The sequence below is a fragment of the Parafannyhessea umbonata genome (assembly GCF_900105025.1).
Lineage (GTDB): Bacteria > Actinomycetota > Coriobacteriia > Coriobacteriales > Atopobiaceae > Parafannyhessea > Parafannyhessea umbonata.
Map to the genome: position 1 here is coordinate 1,048,182 of NZ_LT629759.1, position 17,153 is coordinate 1,065,334.

At 63.8% G+C, this 17,153-nt stretch carries 13 protein-coding genes; 7 read left to right on the top strand and 6 right to left on the bottom strand.

The window, feature by feature from the left end; genetic code table 11:
- Positions 1–120: 120 nt before the first annotated feature.
- Entirely contained in the window at positions 121–1,206 is a 1,086-nt protein-coding gene (locus BLT96_RS04870) for a type II 3-dehydroquinate dehydratase (RefSeq protein WP_090862168.1), read from the top strand.
- Positions 1,207–1,258: 52 nt separating this feature from the next.
- On the opposite strand, the gene BLT96_RS04875 is transcribed toward BLT96_RS04870, so the two are convergent.
- The gene (locus BLT96_RS04875; protein WP_090862170.1) at positions 1,259–1,870 is read right to left on the bottom strand and encodes a 5-formyltetrahydrofolate cyclo-ligase; all 612 of its coding nucleotides are present in this window, start codon (positions 1,868–1,870) and stop codon (positions 1,259–1,261) included.
- A 109-nt stretch (positions 1,871–1,979) separates the two neighbouring features.
- Here BLT96_RS04875 and BLT96_RS04880 point away from each other — a divergent pair, with 109 nt between their 5' ends.
- Entirely contained in the window at positions 1,980–2,714 is a 735-nt protein-coding gene (locus BLT96_RS04880) for a M48 family metallopeptidase (protein WP_090862172.1), read from the top strand.
- A 59-nt stretch (positions 2,715–2,773) separates the two neighbouring features.
- Entirely contained in the window at positions 2,774–3,826 is a 1,053-nt protein-coding gene (trpS, locus tag BLT96_RS04885) for a tryptophan--tRNA ligase (RefSeq protein ID WP_090846227.1), read from the top strand.
- A 215-nt stretch (positions 3,827–4,041) separates the two neighbouring features.
- Here the strand turns inward: trpS and BLT96_RS04890 are convergent, their stop codons facing one another.
- The 5 genes from BLT96_RS04890 to BLT96_RS04910 form a co-directional block, all read right to left on the bottom strand.
- Positions 4,042–5,640: a YfcC family protein gene (locus BLT96_RS04890; RefSeq protein WP_090846225.1), complete on the bottom strand. Its 1,599-nt coding sequence runs from the start codon at positions 5,638–5,640 to the stop codon at positions 4,042–4,044.
- Between the two features lie 377 nt (positions 5,641–6,017).
- On the bottom strand, positions 6,018–7,148 hold the full coding sequence (locus BLT96_RS04895; RefSeq protein WP_090862174.1) for an aminotransferase: 1,131 nt from the start codon (positions 7,146–7,148) through the stop codon (positions 6,018–6,020).
- 71 nt (positions 7,149–7,219) lie between these two features.
- Positions 7,220–8,701 carry an amino acid permease gene (locus tag BLT96_RS04900; RefSeq protein ID WP_090862176.1) on the bottom strand — a complete coding sequence of 494 codons (1,482 nt, stop codon included), beginning with the start codon at positions 8,699–8,701 and terminating at the stop codon, positions 7,220–7,222.
- A gap of 155 nt (positions 8,702–8,856) precedes the next feature.
- Complete coding sequence (argF, locus tag BLT96_RS04905; protein ID WP_090862177.1) at positions 8,857–9,852, bottom strand: ornithine carbamoyltransferase; 996 nt, start codon at positions 9,850–9,852, stop codon at positions 8,857–8,859.
- Positions 9,853–9,970: 118 nt separating this feature from the next.
- Positions 9,971–11,224, bottom strand: a complete 1,254-nt coding sequence (locus tag BLT96_RS04910; protein ID WP_090862179.1) for an arginine deiminase — start codon at positions 11,222–11,224, stop codon at positions 9,971–9,973.
- 606 nt (positions 11,225–11,830) lie between these two features.
- Between BLT96_RS04910 and ppk1 the strand changes: the two genes are divergently transcribed.
- The 4 genes from ppk1 to BLT96_RS04930 all read left to right on the top strand — a co-directional run bounded on the left by ppk1 (position 11,831) and on the right by BLT96_RS04930 (position 17,147).
- Complete coding sequence (gene ppk1 / locus BLT96_RS04915; protein ID WP_090862181.1) at positions 11,831–14,677, top strand: polyphosphate kinase 1; 2,847 nt, start codon at positions 11,831–11,833, stop codon at positions 14,675–14,677.
- Positions 14,678–14,763: 86 nt separating this feature from the next.
- Positions 14,764–16,080, top strand: a complete 1,317-nt coding sequence (gene rlmD / locus BLT96_RS04920) for a 23S rRNA (uracil(1939)-C(5))-methyltransferase RlmD (protein ID WP_090864199.1) — start codon at positions 14,764–14,766, stop codon at positions 16,078–16,080.
- A 132-nt stretch (positions 16,081–16,212) separates the two neighbouring features.
- Complete coding sequence (locus BLT96_RS04925; RefSeq protein ID WP_090862183.1) at positions 16,213–16,398, top strand: ferredoxin; 186 nt, start codon at positions 16,213–16,215, stop codon at positions 16,396–16,398.
- Positions 16,399–16,517: 119 nt separating this feature from the next.
- Positions 16,518–17,147: a Maf family protein gene (locus BLT96_RS04930; RefSeq protein WP_090862185.1), complete on the top strand. Its 630-nt coding sequence runs from the start codon at positions 16,518–16,520 to the stop codon at positions 17,145–17,147.
- Positions 17,148–17,153 lie beyond the last annotated feature (6 nt).

Here is a 17,153-nt window from a genome sequence, read left to right on the forward strand (position 1 = left end):
AACGTTTACGGAAAACATCGCAACGCTCGCGCAACCAACACCCAATGAAAACGTCCCCCTGCCCGCGCATCCGTATACTTGGTTCTGGAAACAGGACGCAACGTTTGGAGACTCTGGCATATGGACGCGCAGGCGGCCGCGCGGGCGGTACTCAAGAACATCGGCGGCAAGGGCAACGTCGTGCAGAACGACCTCTGCATGACGCGGCTGAGGCTGCGCGTGGCAAACCCCACGCTCGTGGACCGCGACGCGCTCATCAACACGACGGGCGTGCTCGGCGTGGTGACCTTCGGCTCAAACGGCCTCGAGGTCGTGTTTGGGCCGCGCTCCGTGCAGGACGTGTTCAACGCGTTCCAGGCAATCACCGGCCTGGAGCCCACCATGGAGCTCCCGCCCCTGGGCAAGCGTGCGGCAAACGGGATGAACGTGCACATCACGAACACCAAGCCGCGCGAGGCCGGCATCGAGGAGCTCGCGGGCGCCATCGACGACGCGGCCTCGGCAGCGCCCCAGCCACGTGCGCAGGCGCTTCTCGCCCACGCGCCGCTGAAGACGCGCGCCTCGCTCGCGCATGCGGACGCGGACGCCAACCTTGACCTGCAGCGCCTCATGGAGCTGGACGACGCCGCCGATTCGGACGACGACGCGGACGAACTCTACGAGACGTTCGAGGACGACCCGGCTGACGACGACGCCGCAGAGGACAGCCCCGCAGGCGAGAAGGACGCGGACGACGCGCTCGCGGCCCCCTTACCCACCGACGGCCCGCGCCTGCTTGTGATCAACGGGCCGAACATCAACCTGCTGGGCGTGCGCGAGCCCGACCTCTATGGCCACGAGGACTACGCGTCGCTGCTGGCGCTCTGCCACGAGGTGGCAAAGGACGCCGGCTTCGCGTCTTGCGAGTGCTACCAGTCCAACCACGAGGGCGACATCGTGGACCGCATCCAGGAGGCCATGGGCACCATCGACGGCATCGTCATCAACCCTGCCGCCTACACCCACACGTCCGTCGCGATCCTGGACGCGCTCAAGGCGGTGCAGATTCCCGCTGTCGAGGTGCACATCTCCAAGGTGAGCGAGCGCGAGGACTTCCGCCAGGTGTCCTACGTGCGCAAGGCGTGCTTCGAGACCGTCATGGGCATGGGCATCCAGGGCTACGCGAAGGCCATCCGCGACCTGGCAGACCACCTGTCGCGGCTCTAACGGCCGTAGCCCCTCGACCCGGGACCGCCCCGCCGCGCGCTGTCGCCGCGCGCTACCTGTCTTCCTCCCGCCGGCAGCGCCAGATGGCGCCGTCGCTCACGATTACGTCCACGGCCACGTCGTGGTCGTCGTGCGGAAGCGGGTTGCTGCTTATCTGCATGCCACGCGCAAGGCCCACCTTCGTGCCGGCGTATCCCGCCAGGAAGTTGTCGTAGTAGCCGGCGCCGTAGCCAATGCGGTGGCCCTCCGCGTCAAACACCAGGCCCGGCACCAGGCACACGGAGTCCGCGAGCTCCTCCTCCGGCACCACGGCATCCTCGTCCGCCACAGGCTCCAGCACGCCGCGCGCGCCGGCACGCAGCCCGTCGAGGCTGGACACCTCCACAAACTTGAGCGACGTCGGCCCCGGAATGCAGCGCGGCAGCGCCACGCGCTTGCCGTCCGCCCATGCGCGCTCGATGATCTTGCGGGTTGGAATCTCGTCCTCAAACGGCACGTACGCCAAAAGCCACGTATCGCGACGGTACTCCGGAAGCGCCCTCAGGTTGCTGGCTATGCTCCCGTCCAGCCTCGCCCTGAACCTGGGGCTCAGCGCCTTTCGCACGGCCAGGTATCTCTCGCGGAGCGCGGACTTGCTCGCATCCTCACCACAAGAACTGGCCATCGGCTCCCTTTCCACGTCGCATTCGTCTAAAGTCTAACCCATACAGGCCCGCAACGGGGACGTCCGTCCCCACCCGGCAACATTTTAGCCCCGCAAGGAAGACTCGCCCGTGCCCAAGACCGCGCAACAGACCATCCGCCTCGGCAACATAGACGTTACCGTCACCAGAAAGCGCGTCAGCCGCGTCAACCTGCGCGTGCGACGCGACGGCTCCGTCGCCGTGAGTGCGCCCGCCCGCGTCCCGCTCGCTCAGGTCCGCGCGTTCGTCGAGTCCCGCGAGGACTGGGTCCGCTCCGCACGGGCGCAGGTGCTCGCCCGCCAGGCTGCGCGCGCACAATCCCTGCGCGACGGCGGCACCACGCGCCTTCTGGGAAAGACGCTCTCCCTCTCGGTCGAGAAGGACCTCCCCTCCGGCTCCGCTCCGTATGCCATCCACACGGCCAACGCGGTCGTCGCCCACGTGCCAAGGGACGACGCCGGTCCGGCCAACGTGGACCTCGCGCTGCAGGCCCTGTGGCGAGCCACGCTCCAAGAGGTCCTCCCTCCCCTGTTCGCGCGCTACGAGTGCCAAATGGACGTCCGCTGCACCGGGGTCCGCCTCAGAATCATGACATCACGCTGGGGCTCGTGCAACGTGCGCACCGGACGCATCACGCTCAACCTCGAGCTCGCGTGCCACCCGGCGTCCAGCGTGGAGTCCGTCGTGGCGCACGAGCTCTGCCACCTGCTGGAGCCCAGCCACAACGCGCGCTTCCACGCTCTCATGGACGGCTTCTGCCCCTGGTGGCGCGACGCCAAGACAGAGCTAAACTCCCTGCCACCCACGCGCCCCGTTTTGCCGTAGGATAGAGGGGCTGGCTCTTCGCCAGCTAACGACACCAACCCACGCAAGGAGAGAAACCCATGCCCAACGAGGGAAGCTACGAGGCCGCCCTGAAGCGCAGCAGGGAGGTAGAGTCGGACATCGCCTCCGGCAAGGTCGAGAAATACACCATGCTCACGGGCGACAGGCCCACCGGGCGCCTGCACCTGGGCCACTACTTCGGCACCATCAAGGAGCGCGTGCGCCTGCAGGACCTTGGCGTCCGCACCAACATCATCATCGCGGACTACCAGGTCATCACGGACCGCGACACGACGGAGCACATCCGCGACAACGTGTACAACATGGTGATGGACTACCTCGCCTGCGGCATCGACCCCGCCAAGACCATGATCTTCACCCACTCCGCCGTCCCGGCGGAAAACCAGCTCATGCTGCCGTTCCTCTCGCTCGTGACAGAGGCGGAGCTCCAGCGCAACCCAACCGTCAAGGCCGAGATGGAGGCGTCCGGCCACTCGCTCACGGGCCTTCTGCTCACCTACCCGGTGCACCAGGCGTGCGACATCCTGTTCTGCAAGGGCAACGTCGTCCCCGTCGGCCGCGACCAGCTTCCCCACATCGAGGTCACCAGCAAGATCGCGCGCCGCTTCAACGAGCGCTACGGCAAGGTGTTCCCGGACGTGACGGGGCTCCTCACCTCCACGCCGCTCATCCCCGGCCTCGACGGCCGCAAGATGAGCAAGTCCTACGGCAACGCCATCTCAATCTCGATGACGGCTGAGGAGACCGCGCGCCTCATCAAGAAGTCCAAGACCGACTCCGAGCGCTTCATCACGTTCGACCCCGAGGCGCGTCCCGGCGTATCCGCCTTGCTCACCACCGCGGGCATCTGCACCGGCCGCGACCCGAGGGAGATCGCGGAGGAGATCGGCAACGGCGGCTCCGGCCAGCTCAAGAAGTACGTGACCCAGGCCGTGAACGACTACTTCGCGCCCATCCGCGAGCGTCGCCACGCCTACGAGGACGACCTCGACTACGTGAAGGACGTCCTCCACGACGGCAACGCCAAGGCAAACGAGATTGCCCGCCAGACCTTGGACGAGGTCCGCGAGGCCATGGGCATGGTCTACTAGCGCCATACGCCGCAGCCCGCAGGGCGCCACGGTCGCACGGATGCCGTAGTCACGCACGCATAACAGCAAAGACGGGAGCCCTTCTCGCCCAGCGCACGAGGCGCAGGCGAGAAGGGCTCCCGTCTTTACCGAAAACCATCCGGCACAGAGCGCGAATGCTCGCAAAAAAGGGCGCCTCCCGAGGGAGACGCCCTTCTCTACTCTTTGTGCGCAGGCTACGCCGGGATGGCGACCATTGCGATGGAGAGGATAACCATGCAGGCGACCGAAATCGCGACGACGATCTTGAGTGCGAACTTGACCCAGGTACCGTACTCGATTCGGGACAGTGCCAGGCCGCCCATGATCGCACCGGAGGTCGGGGTGATCAGGTTCACGACGCCACACGCGGCAGAGAAGATCATGATCATGATCGCGGGGTTGAAGCCAAGGCGCGCAGCCAGGGGCCCGAGGATGGGCATGGACAGCGTGGCCAGGCCAGAGGTCGACGGGATGAGGAAGGACAGCAGGAAGAGGAGGAGGAACGAGCCGATGGTGAACACGACCGCGGGGGTGCCGTTGAGGGCGTTTGCGGAGTTCGCCAGGACCAGGTTCGCGAGGCCCGTGCTCTTCATGAGGACGGAGACGCCACGGGAGACCGCGATGATCATGACGACGGACATCATGTCGCCGGCGCCCGCCATGAACGTGTCGACGATCTCGTGCTCGGACAGGCCGCCGATGATTCCGATGAGGATGGCGAGGAGCAGGAACCAGGTGGTGGACTCGGCGAAGTACCACTGGCCGAGCGGAGTGCCCGTCAGGAACGCGGACCAGCCGGCATTGTCGGTGACGGTGGTGGTGAGCTTGCCCTTGACGTTCTTGTCGAGCTTCAGCGTGCCGAGGCTGTCATCGGAGTACTGCTGCTCGATGTCCGCGGCCGTGACCGTGGTGGTCTCGTCGTGCGAGGAGGAGCCTGCCACGAACGCGTTCACGCCGAGGTCCTCCCAAGGCACGAAGGAGATGACCATGATGATGAAGGCGGCCGCGAACACCCAGAGGACGCCCTTCTGCTTGCCGGTGAGGCTCTTCTTCTGGCTGGAGTCGGAGTCGTTGGCGTAGGAGGCGAGGGAGGCGTCGATCTCGTCCTGGCTCATGAGGGACTTGGAGGGATCGGCCTTGACGCGCTTGGCGTACTGAAGGACAAAGAAGACTGCGATGGCATAGGAGACAACGAGCAGGACGAGGCCAAGGCCGATGACGACCGCCTGGTTGACCTTGATGCCCATGTCGGTGAGCGCGGAGCTCGCGATGCCGGTGGCGAAGGGGTTCACCGTGGAGCCGAGGCAGCCGACGCCAGCGCCGAGCAGGACGATCATGGCGCCGCTGAGGGAGTCATACCCTGCTGCGATCATGGTGGCGGAGAGCAGGGCGTAGAAGCCGACGGTCTCCTCGCACATGCCGTAGGTGGTGCCGCCGAAGGCAAAGATCGCCATGAGGATGGGGATGAGCTTCAGCTCGTTGCCGTTCATCTTCGCGACGAGGACGTCGATGCCGGTCGCAAGGGCGTCGGTCTTGTTCACGATGCCGAGGAAGCCACCGAGGACCATGACGAAGAGGCAGACGTCGACGGCGTCCTTGAAGCCGTTGACGGACGCCATGGTGAAGCTGCCGAGCGTGGCGCCGGTGACGGTTCCCTGAATGTCCTCATAGTGGAACGAGGTCCCGTTCAGGAGAATCGAGATGATTGCCACGAGGGCCAACAGAATGAAGATGATCGAGAAAGACGTGAGCATCTTCCTCTTCTTCTTCGGCTGCGCTGTCGTATCAGACATGACCGCAACTCCTTTCGGCGCGAGGCGCCCTTGAACTTTACAGCGCTTGTGTAACACCATCGGTACACAAAACGCTTAATTCCGCTATACATCCTACACGCTTTCCCCAAATCTCGTCCATGTGGCTCGTGAGCGTTATCCAATAGTCGGTGAACTGTTACACGGGCATTAATGAAAGATTTCAATACGCATACCACCGAAATCAGACCGTCTGCCGATGCATGTGTTTTACACGCACGATAAATGCCAGCTCAAGGTCATGACGTCATTTTGGGTCAATGAGATATTCCTCTCACCCCGCTGCATTCATAAAGAAGAAGCGGATATGTATTATGCATATCCGCTTCAGAAATATTATTGTTAGAGCCAGCAGTTTGCTACTTGTCGTACTCCGCGAGTGCCTCGCCGAAAAGGGCAAGGCCCTTCCTCAGAACGTCCTCGTGGCAGCAGTAGCCGAGCCTGGCACCGTTTGGCAGCTCGAACCTCGTGCCGGGGACGAGCAGCACTCCCCTCTCGCTCAGAATCCTCTTGCAGAACTCCTCGTCCGACTCGGGGATGTCGAGCTGCAGGTAAGAGACCGAGACGCCTTTCGGGTCGTTCCACTTCGCACGCGGCTGGTCCTTGACCCACTCCGCCACGATGTCGTGGTTCGTGTGGCAGATCCTCCGGTTGCGCTCGAGGATGGTCTGGCGGTTCTTCAGGACGTACGTGGCGAGGATGTCGTTGAACACGCCGGCGCAGATCATGGAGTAGTCCCTGTAGACGCGCACGCGCTGGGCGACCTCCTCGTCCGCGACGACCCAGCCGATGCGGGCGCCGGGGGTGGAGTACGTCTTGCTCACGGAGTTCGTGACGATGGCCTTCTCGTACACGTCTGCCATGGACCAGTAGTTCTCCGTGTCATCCATGGGCATGTACACCTCGTCCGACAGGACGTACGCGCCTACGGACCTCGCGATGTCCGCGATCTGCTCCAGCGTGTCCTTGTCGAGTACGCAGCCCACGGGATTGGAGGCGTTGTTGATGCAGATGAGCTTCGTGTTGGGCTTGACGAGACGCTTCAGCTTCTCGACGTCAGGCTTCCAGCCGAGACCTTCCTCGAGCTCCCAGTAGTCGACCACCGCCCCCAGCTGGCGCGGCACCTCGTACAGCGGCGTGTACGTGGGCCACTCAGCGACGACATGGTCGCCCGGCTCGATGAGGACGTGCATCGCGTTCAGGTTCGCGCCGGTGCACCCGTTCGTCTGGAGGATCCTGCTCGGGCTCACGGGCTTGCGATAGAGCTTCGCCACCTCGTCCTTGAACTCCGGGGAGCCCTCGATCCAGCCGTAGTTCATGACCTCGCGGTTCAGGCTCTCGTAGAACGAGGCGCCCTCCTCGCCGTCGAGGGCCATCAGCTCGTCCATCGTGAACGAGGCAAAGGTCGACTGCGCGATGTCCCACTTGGCGCTCTTCTCGTATACGTTCAGCCAGTCCTCGCAGCCGATGAGTTTGATGGGATTGTTCATGAGTTCCTCCTAATAAATAAGGGCGAGAAGCCATACAGCCCCTCGCCCCTTGCCGGCTTGATGCCCTACGCCTAGAAGACGGGGATGATGCCCACGGCAGTGAGGGGAATCGAGATGATGCCGGCGATGGCAATCACGACGGCGAGGATGACCTCGTTCTTCACGATACCGCTGCCCTCGGCGTCACGAGCCTGCTTGTAGAAGAAGAAGCCGGGGATGTAGCCCAGGCAGGCAAGCAGCAGGAAGCCCCAGCCCGTGAACAGGACGCCGACGACCTGGAACAGCAGCGCAAGCACGCCTATGACCATCTGTCCCGTATCGTTGTTGGCCTTGGCGAGCTTCACCTGATATGCGGCTGCATAAGCCCAGGTCACGACGATGGTGACGGTGCACATCGAGATGGCGAAGGTATAGGCGTCCGCGGCGAAGGTCGCGACGATGATGAAGATCTCGGTCAGCGCGCCAACGATGAGCAGCGAGTACTGCGGAGAGTTCTTCTTGTTCAGCTCGCCCCACTTCGCGGGAAGCTCGTGGTGGTCTGCCATCATCGAGGAGACCTCGGCGGGAAGCATGGTGAAGGACAGCCAGGAACCGGCGACGGAGATGATGATGGCCCAGCTGATGAAGGCGCCACCGAAGCCCGGCAGCATGTGCTCGAACACGGTGATGGTAGCGGGCTTGGGTGCGGCGACGAGCTCCTTGTAGGGAAGCACGCCGTAGGGAATCACGGAAGCGCCGATGTAGAGGACGAGAAGGACGACGAGGCCGAGGATGGTCGCGGAGCCGACCTCGGACTTCTTCTTGGCGCGGTTGCTCATGACGGAAGCGCCCTCGATGCCGATGAAGACCCACATCATGACGAGGATGCACTGCGTCACCTGGTGCGCGACGGAGCCGAGGCCCGTCTTGTTTGCCGCCATGATGACGGCGTTGCGCTGAGCGGTGCCCCAGAAGTCGGCGGTGAAGATGCCGGCGTTGAAGCTCACGACGGCAAAGAGGATGAAGAGGAGGATGGCGGCGCACTTGACGACCATGACGACCGCGTTGAGGAACGCGGCGGACTCAACGCCGTTGATGACCAGGAAGGTGATTGCCCAGAGGAGCACGGATACGACCACGACGCCCACGACGGCGGGGTTGCCGGTCTCAGGGTTGGAGAAGACGCCGGGCAACATGCCACCGAGGCAGTACTTGGAGCCGAGGACCTGGGCGATCATCGTAGCGAAGCCGACGTTGCCGAGCCATGCGGACAGCCAGTATCCCCAGCCGCTGATGAAGCCGTGGAACGGGCCGAAGCCCTCCTCAGCGTATGCGCAGACGCCGTCGAGCTCAGGACGCTTGGAGCCGACGTATGCAAGCGCGAGGGCAAGGAACAGGAAGCCAAGGCCGCACACGAGCCACGCAATGAGCGCGGCGCCGGGGGAAGCAACATTGGCGAGCTGACCCGTCAAGGCGAAGACGCCGGAGCCGATGCAGGAGGAGACGACCATGCCAACGAGGCCAAAGAAGCTTACGCCGTTGGGATTGTCGACCTTAGTATTGTCGTTTGCCATATTAGAACCCTTCCCTAGATCTTAGGGATGCATATGAAAAAGCTGAAAATTCGTTAACATCATATTACATACATAAATTATGCAATTTATAGCGTTAACAGCAAAAAAGCCTCCGCGGTCAAGCCGCGGAGGCTCAACAGTATGCTACGACCTGACTACTTCAGGGTCGCGTACATGACGGCCTTGATGGTGTGCATACGGTTCTCGGCCTCGTCGAAGACCTTGGAAGCACGGGACTCGAAGACCTCGTTCGTGACCTCCATCTCGGTGATGCCGAACTTCTCGGCAACCTCGGCACCCTTCTTGGTGTTGGTATCGTGGAAGGAGGGCAGGCAGTGCAGGAAGATGCAGTCGTCGTGAGCCTGGCTCATGACGTCGGAGGTGACGCGGTACGGCTCCATCAGCGGAATGCGCTTCTTGTAGAGCTCGTCCGGCTCACCCATGGAGACCCAGATGTCGGTGTAGATCGCGTCGGCATCCTTGACGCCCTCGTGGACGTCCTCGGTCAGCTTGACGGTGGAGCCGTTCTCGGCAGCGATGGTCTCGCACTCCTTGACCAGGTCGGCCGAAGGCATGTTCTCCTTGGGGCCGCAGGCGACGAAGTTGACGCCGAGCTTTGCGCAGACGACCATGAGGGAGTTGCCGACGTTGTTGCCAGCGTCGCCCATGAACGTGAGCTGACGGCCCTTGATGTCGTTGTTGAAGTTCTCCTTCATGGTGAGGATGTCAGCGAGCATCTGGGTGGGGTGGAACTCGTTAGTCAGGCCGTTCCAGACAGGGACGCCAGCGTACTTCGCGAGCTCCTCGACCTTGGCCTGCTCGAAGCCACGGTACTCGATGCCGTCGAACATGCGGCCGAGGACGCGGGCGGTGTCGGCGATGGACTCCTTGTGGCCCATCTGGGAGCCGCTGGGGTCAAGGTAGGTGCAGCCCATGCCGAGGTCATAGGCGCCAACCTCGAAGGAGCAGCGGGTACGAGTGGAGGTCTTCTCGAAGAGAAGGGCGACGTTCTTGCCCTCGAGATAGCGGTGGGGAACGCCGGCGCGCTTCATGTTCTTGAAGTCGGTGGAGAGGTCCAGGAGGTAGTTGATCTCCTCGGGGGTGAAGTCCAGAAGCTTCAGGAAGTGACGGCCACGAAGATTGACGCCCATGTTGTTCCTTTCTTTATCTGCACCCCAGCTCATGTCTTGGCTGGTGTGCAGGCTAACAGAACGTACGAATGCCGGGGGCGCCGAGGCGTCCCCGGTCTTTCTAAAGACTGGCTAGGACTTAGATGTCCTCGCGCTCGAACGGCATGCTCATGCAGCGGGGGCCGCCACGGCCGCGGGAGAGCTCTGCGGACGGCACGACGATGAGGTCGAGGCCCTCCTTGTACAGAACGTCGTTGGTGACGGAGTTGCGCTGGTAGACGCAGATCTTGCCAGGAGCAACGGCCAGGGTGTTGGAGCCGTCGTTCCACTGCTCGCGCGCAGCCGCGACGGGGTCGCCACCACCGCACTTGATGAGCTTGATGGCGTCGACGCCGGTGGCCTTCTCGAGGATGTGCTCGAGGGTGTCGTTGAGCTCCTCGATCTTGACCTCGCCCTCGGCAGCGCCCTTGGTGAGCCTGAAGACCTGAAGGGTGCCCATGATGCCCGGGTGGATGGTGAACTTGTCAACATCGATCTGGGTGAACACGGTGTCGAGGTGCATGAAGGCACGGGACACGGGGATGTTGAAGGCGTAGATGTCGGTAATCTCGCACTTCTCGGCATTGTCGCCCCAGAACATGTTCTGGGCGAGGGCGTCGATGGCGGCAGCCTGCGTGCGCTGGGAGATGCCGATGGCCAGGGTGTGGGCGTTGATGTTCAGGACGTCGCCACCCTCGGTGTGGAACGCGCTGTCACGACGGTACCAGAGCGGAGCGTCCTTGTACTCAGGGTGATCGCGGAAGACGTACTTGCCGAGCAGCGTCTCGCGGTTGCGCGTCACGGAGAACATGTGGTTCAGGTTGACGCCACGGCCGACAACGGCAAACGGGTCGCGGGTGAAGTACGTGTTGGGCATCGGGTCGACGAGAAGATCGGTCTCGCCGTCCTGGTCTGCGCCAACGAGCTCGGACAGGGTGCTGCTGGACCTCACGGGCAGGTCGATCTCGTTCTTGCGCAGACCGGCGATGCACTTGTCGACGAAGGCCTTGGTGTCCTTGATGGAGTCCATGTACTCCTTGACGGCGGCACGAGCCTCCTTGCCCTTGAGGCCGGACTCGTCGAGCCACTGCTGCGTGAACTCCTCGCGGGAACCGGCCGCGTCGAGAGCCTCGGCAACGAGCTTCTCGATGTAGAGAACCTCGACGCCCTGCTCGCGGAGCAGCTCCGCAAACTTGTCGTGCTCGGCCTGTGCGACCTCCAGGAAGGGAATGTCGTCGAACAGAAGGCGCTCAAGGTCGTCCGGGGTGAGGTTCAGGAGCTCCTCGCCGGGGCGGTGAAGGCAAACCTTCTTCAGGGGACCGATCTCGCTGTGGACGTAGAGTCCGTTAGCCATGTCCTCCCACTCCTTTCGCGTCGGGTAAACCCGACCAACGAGATGAATAAGACGCTGCAATCGCTACTTGCTACCAAACCAGCGAGCTGACTCGGAAACTGGCGTCGAACTTGCAGCACCAACAATAACGCCAAAACCAACTATATCCAATAACTTTTTTGGAAACAGGCAAAGTTTTTCTTGTTGGGGGAACGGTAGCAAAGTGTCCCTAAACGGTTCATTGGACGGGGTTGGGTTGAGTTTACATGGCATTTACCTGCAGATTTCCAAAATTGAATTGCGCACTATTAGAAACTACCCGTGCGAATATGCGTAATCAGCCCAATGACTCAAACAGTATTTTGACATCATAATTATACTATCAGAATTCTGATATATTCACTATTACGACAACACCGCATGCGCTGTAACCCGACGCTCCCGCGTCGCCGGGTACTCCCGACGTTCGTCTCGGCCGAGTCGAGTCGATACGTGGTTACGTCTGCGTAATGATTGGCCTACAAGCGGTGTCGCGTCCGCCCAAGCGATAGAATCAAATAACTACAGCAACCTCGTGCCATGTCCTTGGCGCGCGGTGACGAATGCGACTCGGGACGGACGGAGACGATGGGAAAGAAGAAGAAGAAAAGCAAGGCGACGACCGCAGAGCCCGCTACCGACTTCGAGCACACCGAGGCGGCCCTCGAGAAGCGGGCGGCGAAGTACGTGAGCACTAAGGACCGGAAGGATGCGCATGCGAAGGCGCGCGACTTCTCGTATACGCAGAACAGGGAGGTCAGCTGGCTGCGCTTCGACAACCGCGTGCTGGACGAGGCCTTTGACGAGACCGTTCCCCTGTTCGAGCGACTGAAGTTCGTCTCTATCTTCGGGAGCAACCTCGACGAGTGGTTCATGATCAGGATCGGCGGCCTGAGCGACCTGACGCTGCTGAAGCACCAGCCGCGCGAGAACAAGTCGAACCAGACGCCGTCCGAGCAGATCGACACCGTGCTCGGGATGCTGCCGGACCTCATCGCGCGCCAGGGGCGTGCGTTCGCCTCCATCGAGAGGAGCCTTGCCGAGCACGGTCTCACGCGCGTTTCGAGCGAGGACCTGACGGATGCGGACAGGGCGCAGATCAAGCGCACGTACGACCTTTCCATCGCACCGATCATATCGCCGATGATCATCGACCCGAGGCACCCCTTCCCCAACCTCCGCAACGGCAACCTGTACGTGACGTGCGCGCTCGACGGTGCGGACGAGAAGGGCCTTCTGGGCATCGTGGAGGTTCCCACCTCGCTCGGGCGCGTCATAAAGCTGCCCTCGACGGAACGCGAGTATCGCTACATCCTGATGGAGGACGCGATGCTCGAGATGCTGAGCGGCTGCTTTGGCGACTACGCCCCCACCGCCTCCGCGGTGATTCGCGTGACGAGAAACGCGGACATCGACCCAGACGGCGAGGGTGTTGAGGAGGAAGAGGACTACCGCCAGCACATGAAGAAGGTGCTGAAGCGCAGGCAGCGCCTGCAGCCCGTGCGCCTGGAGGTGGAGGGCTACCTTCCCGAGGAGCAGCTGGCGGAGGTGCAGGAGCGCCTCGGCCTTACGAGCGAGCGCGTGTTCCAGACCGACATGCCGCTCGACCTGGACGACTACGTGTACGGACTCGAGGGGAAGATCCCAGAGGCCTTCCGCTCCTCCCTCGTCTTCGACCCGTTCGTGCCACAGGTCTCGCCCATGGTAGACGCATCGCGTCCGATGCGCCCGCAGGTTGAGGACCACGACGTTCTTCTCACCTATCCCTACGAGAGCATGTCTCCCCTGCTGCAGCTTCTGCGCGAGGCCTCTGGCGACGATGCGTGCATATCCATCAAGATCACGCTGTACCGCGTCGCGAAGCGCTCGAAGCTCTGCGAGAGCCTCATCGCAGCGTCGGAGAACGGTAAGGAGGTCACCGTCCTGATGGAGCTGCGCGCCCGCTTTGACGAGGCGAACAACATCGAATGGGCGGATAGGCTGGAGCAGGCCGGCTGCACGGTGATCTACGGGCAGGAAGGCTTCAAGGTCCACTCCAAGATCTGCCAGATCACCTACCACGACGCGTCGGGCATCAGCAGGATCACCTGTCTGGGCACCGGAAACTTCAACGAGAAGACGGCGAAGCTCTACTCTGACTTCATGCTGCTCACGGCACACAAGGGCATCGCGGAGGATGGCAACACATTCTTCAGGAACCTCTCGCTTGGCAACCTGAAGGGCAGCTACAGTTACCTGGGCGTCGCGCCGAGCGGCCTGAAGCCGCTTGTCATGCGTGGACTGAACCGCGAGATCGGTCGTGCGCGCGCCGGCGAGCCCGCCCAGGTGTTCATGAAGATGAACTCGCTCACCGACCGCGACGTGATCGACAAGATATCCGAGGCATGCCGCGCGGGCGTTCGCGTGATGCTGGTGATCCGCGGCATCTGCTGCATTAAGGCGGACATCCCCCACAAGACGGAGGGGCTCATCGCGCACCAGATCGTGGGACGCTTCCTGGAGCACGCGCGCGTGTACGCGTTTGGCGTTGACACGGACATCCTGTACCTTTCCAGCGCGGACATGATGACCCGCAACACCGAGCGCCGCGTCGAGATTGCGTATCCCGTGCTTGACCCCGAGTGCAAGGAGCGCGTTATCGAGTTCGTGAACCTTCAGCTTGCGGACAACGTGAAGGCCCGCAGGCTCACGCGCGAGGGAACGTGGGAGAAGCTGGCCCCCGCTCCGGACGACCCCAGGATCGACGCGCAGGAGCTGCTGCTGGCAAAGGCGTACCTCCAGACCGAGGAGTACGCGGACGCCGCGGTTGACGCCTCCCTCGTGGCGAAGGCGAACCCGATGCTTGAGGCGGACGCAAGCCAGACGCTGCAGGCGCTGCCCCAGATTGGCCGCTACGAGGCGGACGTGGACGGCGAGCCGCAGGTCAGGACCCGCATCGTGACGCCTGAGGAGTTCGTGCGCGAAGAGCGCCAGATACTGGGCATAGGTGACGCACGGGATGGTGCAACGCCGGCGGCGCGGCCCGAGCAGGCTGGCGCCGCAGAGGGGGATGCGTCACACGCGACCGAGCCCGCCGCGCCGGCGGCGCCCAAGCACATGAGCCCGGCCGAGAAGGACGGGGCGCCTTCCCCCGAGGAGGCCGCCTCCAGCGTCGACCCCGTGCCGGCGGCGGCCCCCAAGGCTCCGGCGACGAGCGAGCCGGAGCCCGCGGACACGCCGGAGCCCGTGCCGCAGCACGCGTTTGCATCGCAGCCCGCGCCCGTGCACGCACGCGTGATCGAGGACGAACCGCCCGCGGAGCATGCGGCCCAAAATGACACCCAGACCACGTCCATCGAGATCCGCAGGCCCAACCGCTTCGCAGTTGCCCTCAAGCTCATCGGGCTCGGCTTTGCGGAGCTCTTCACCGGAAACCTTACAAGGAGGAGTCGTTAGTGCCCACGAACCACAACCGCCGCGGCGGCAGCACCCGCCAAAGGCCCACCACACCGCCGCTGGCACCCCGCCCTCAAGACGGACCCCTGCTCACTCTCGAGGTAGAGCGGCTCGCCTACGGGGCAGACGCCATCGCGCACACGGAAGAGGGCAAGACGGTCTTCGTCCAGGGCGGCGTCCCGGGCGACACCGTGGAGGCGGCCCTCGTGCAGGACGGCCCGTCCTTCTCCAAGGCGCGCGTGACGCGCGTGCTTGAGCCGTCCGCGCACCGCGTGCAGTCGCCGTGCCCGTTCGCGAGCGTCTGCGGCGGCTGCCCGTGGGCGTCCGTCTCGTACCAGGCGCAGCTTGCGGCCAAGCGTGACAACGTGGTGGACGCCCTCACGCGCATAGGCCACTTCGATCCCGAGCGCGCTCGTCGGCTCGTGGCACCGTGCGTCCAGCCCGGGGAGCCGTGGGGCTATCGCAACAAGGTCGAGCTCGCGTTCGAGCGCCGGGGCCAGCGCGCCATCGTGGGCATGCATGACGCCGGCGGCACGGGCGTGGTCAAGGTGGACCGCTGCCTTCTGCTCGAGTCGCGTTACCAGAAGATGACGAAGGCGGTGTCCGGCGCGCTCTCGTACCTGGCAAACTCCCATGGGCTCGCCATCGACCGCGTGGGCATCCGCGCCTCCCGGCGCACGCGCGACGTCGAGGTTGCGCTCTGGACGGAGCCGGGCCCGTTCCCGCGCGCACAGGCCGCAAAGATCCTGGGCGATGCCACCTCGGCCACGTCCATCGTGCGCGTCCTCACCAAGGGCCCGAAGAAGGCGCGCCGCGTCGTGGGCGTGGAGCGCCTCTCGGGCGCCGGCAGCTGGACGGAACTTGTCGGCGACGAGCGCATGACCGTGTCTGCCCCCTCGTTCTTCCAGGTGAACACCAAGGGCGCCGAGAAGCTCGTGGACCTCGTGCTCGCAGGCCTTGCTCCGAACGAGTCAGACGTCGCGATGGACCTCTACTCAGGCGCCGGGACGTTCACACTGCCGCTCGCGCGCAGGACCTCGTGGGTTGACGCCGTCGAGTCCTACGGCCCTGCCGTGCGCGACCTCAGGCGCAACCTCGAGCGCGCTGGCCTTGACAACGCGGACCCCGTGGGCGGCGATGCCGACCGCGAGTTCCCGGATTCCGACGCGGACGTGATCGTGGTTGACCCGCCGCGCGCCGGCCTCGCCCAGGACGTGGTGCGCAAGCTCTCCGGTCAGCCCGCCCGCGCCATCGCGTACGTCTCGTGCGATCCCGCAACGCTTGCGCGCGACCTTGCGCGCTTCGAGCAGGAGGGCACGTTCACGGTGGAATCCGTCACGCCCGTGGACCTGTTCCCGCAGACGTTTCACGTGGAAGACGTCACCATCCTGCGCAGACGCTGACGTGCGCGCCCCGGCGCCGCTGGCCGAAAAATAAATATGAGATTGGGGCTAGAACTCTGGCGCCCTTTAGAGTAAAAAAGTCATGTAACCCACTTGGGTATGGGACCCAAGGGACTAGGAGAGGAATTCACCATGAAGGCTACTGTGAGCGAAGAGTGCATCGGCTGCGGCCTCTGCGAGAGCACGTGTGACGCCGTCTTCAGCATCGGAGACGAGGGCGTTGCCGTTGCCATCGAGGAGGACATCCCCGAGGAGTTCGAGGATGCCGCCAAGGAGGCCGAGGAGGGCTGCCCCGTCGGCGCCATCACCGTCGAGTAGCCTCGGGCACGTCGCATAGCGATTCGCCTAGAATGTTGGGGTCGCCTTCGGGCGGCCCCGTTTTTTGTGCGACCCATGCCGCGCTCCCGCGCGCGCACCCGTCGCCGGAAAGGAACGCAATGATTCTGGCATCTGGCTCGCCCCGCAGGCTCGAGCTGCTACGGCAGATGGGCTTCTCGCCCGTCGTGCGCCCCGCGAACATCGACGAGACACCGCGCCCCGGCGAATCCCCCACCGAGCTCGTAGAGCGTCTTGCGCGCCAGAAGGCGCTCGCATGCGAGAAGGGCCTGCCCGACGGGCTCCGGGGCCAGGTCGTGGTCGCGGCGGACACCACAGTGTGGATAGACGGCCTGGAGCTTGGAAAGCCCCGCGATGACAAGGACGCGCGTGCCATGCTGGTGCGTCTTTCCGGAAGGACGCACCATGTCTCGACGGGCGTGTGCGTGCTGGCGGCCGAGCGCGAGTCGTCGTTCGTGGAGACGAGCTCCGTCACGTTCTTCGAGCTCTCGCCAGAGCAGATCGACGCGTACGTCCGAAGCGGAGAGCCGCGTGACAAGGCGGGCGCGTACGGCATCCAGGGGCGCGGCCGGCTGCTCGTGAGCGGGATCGAGGGTGACTACTTCAACATAGTCGGCCTTCCCGTGGCGCGGCTCGCGCGGGAGCTGGACGCGCTTCTGGGAGAGGGCCTGGGAGGCGAGGCGTCCGTCGTCTGTTGCGCGCTGGGAGGAGAATCATGTCAGGACAGGTAGGTTCGA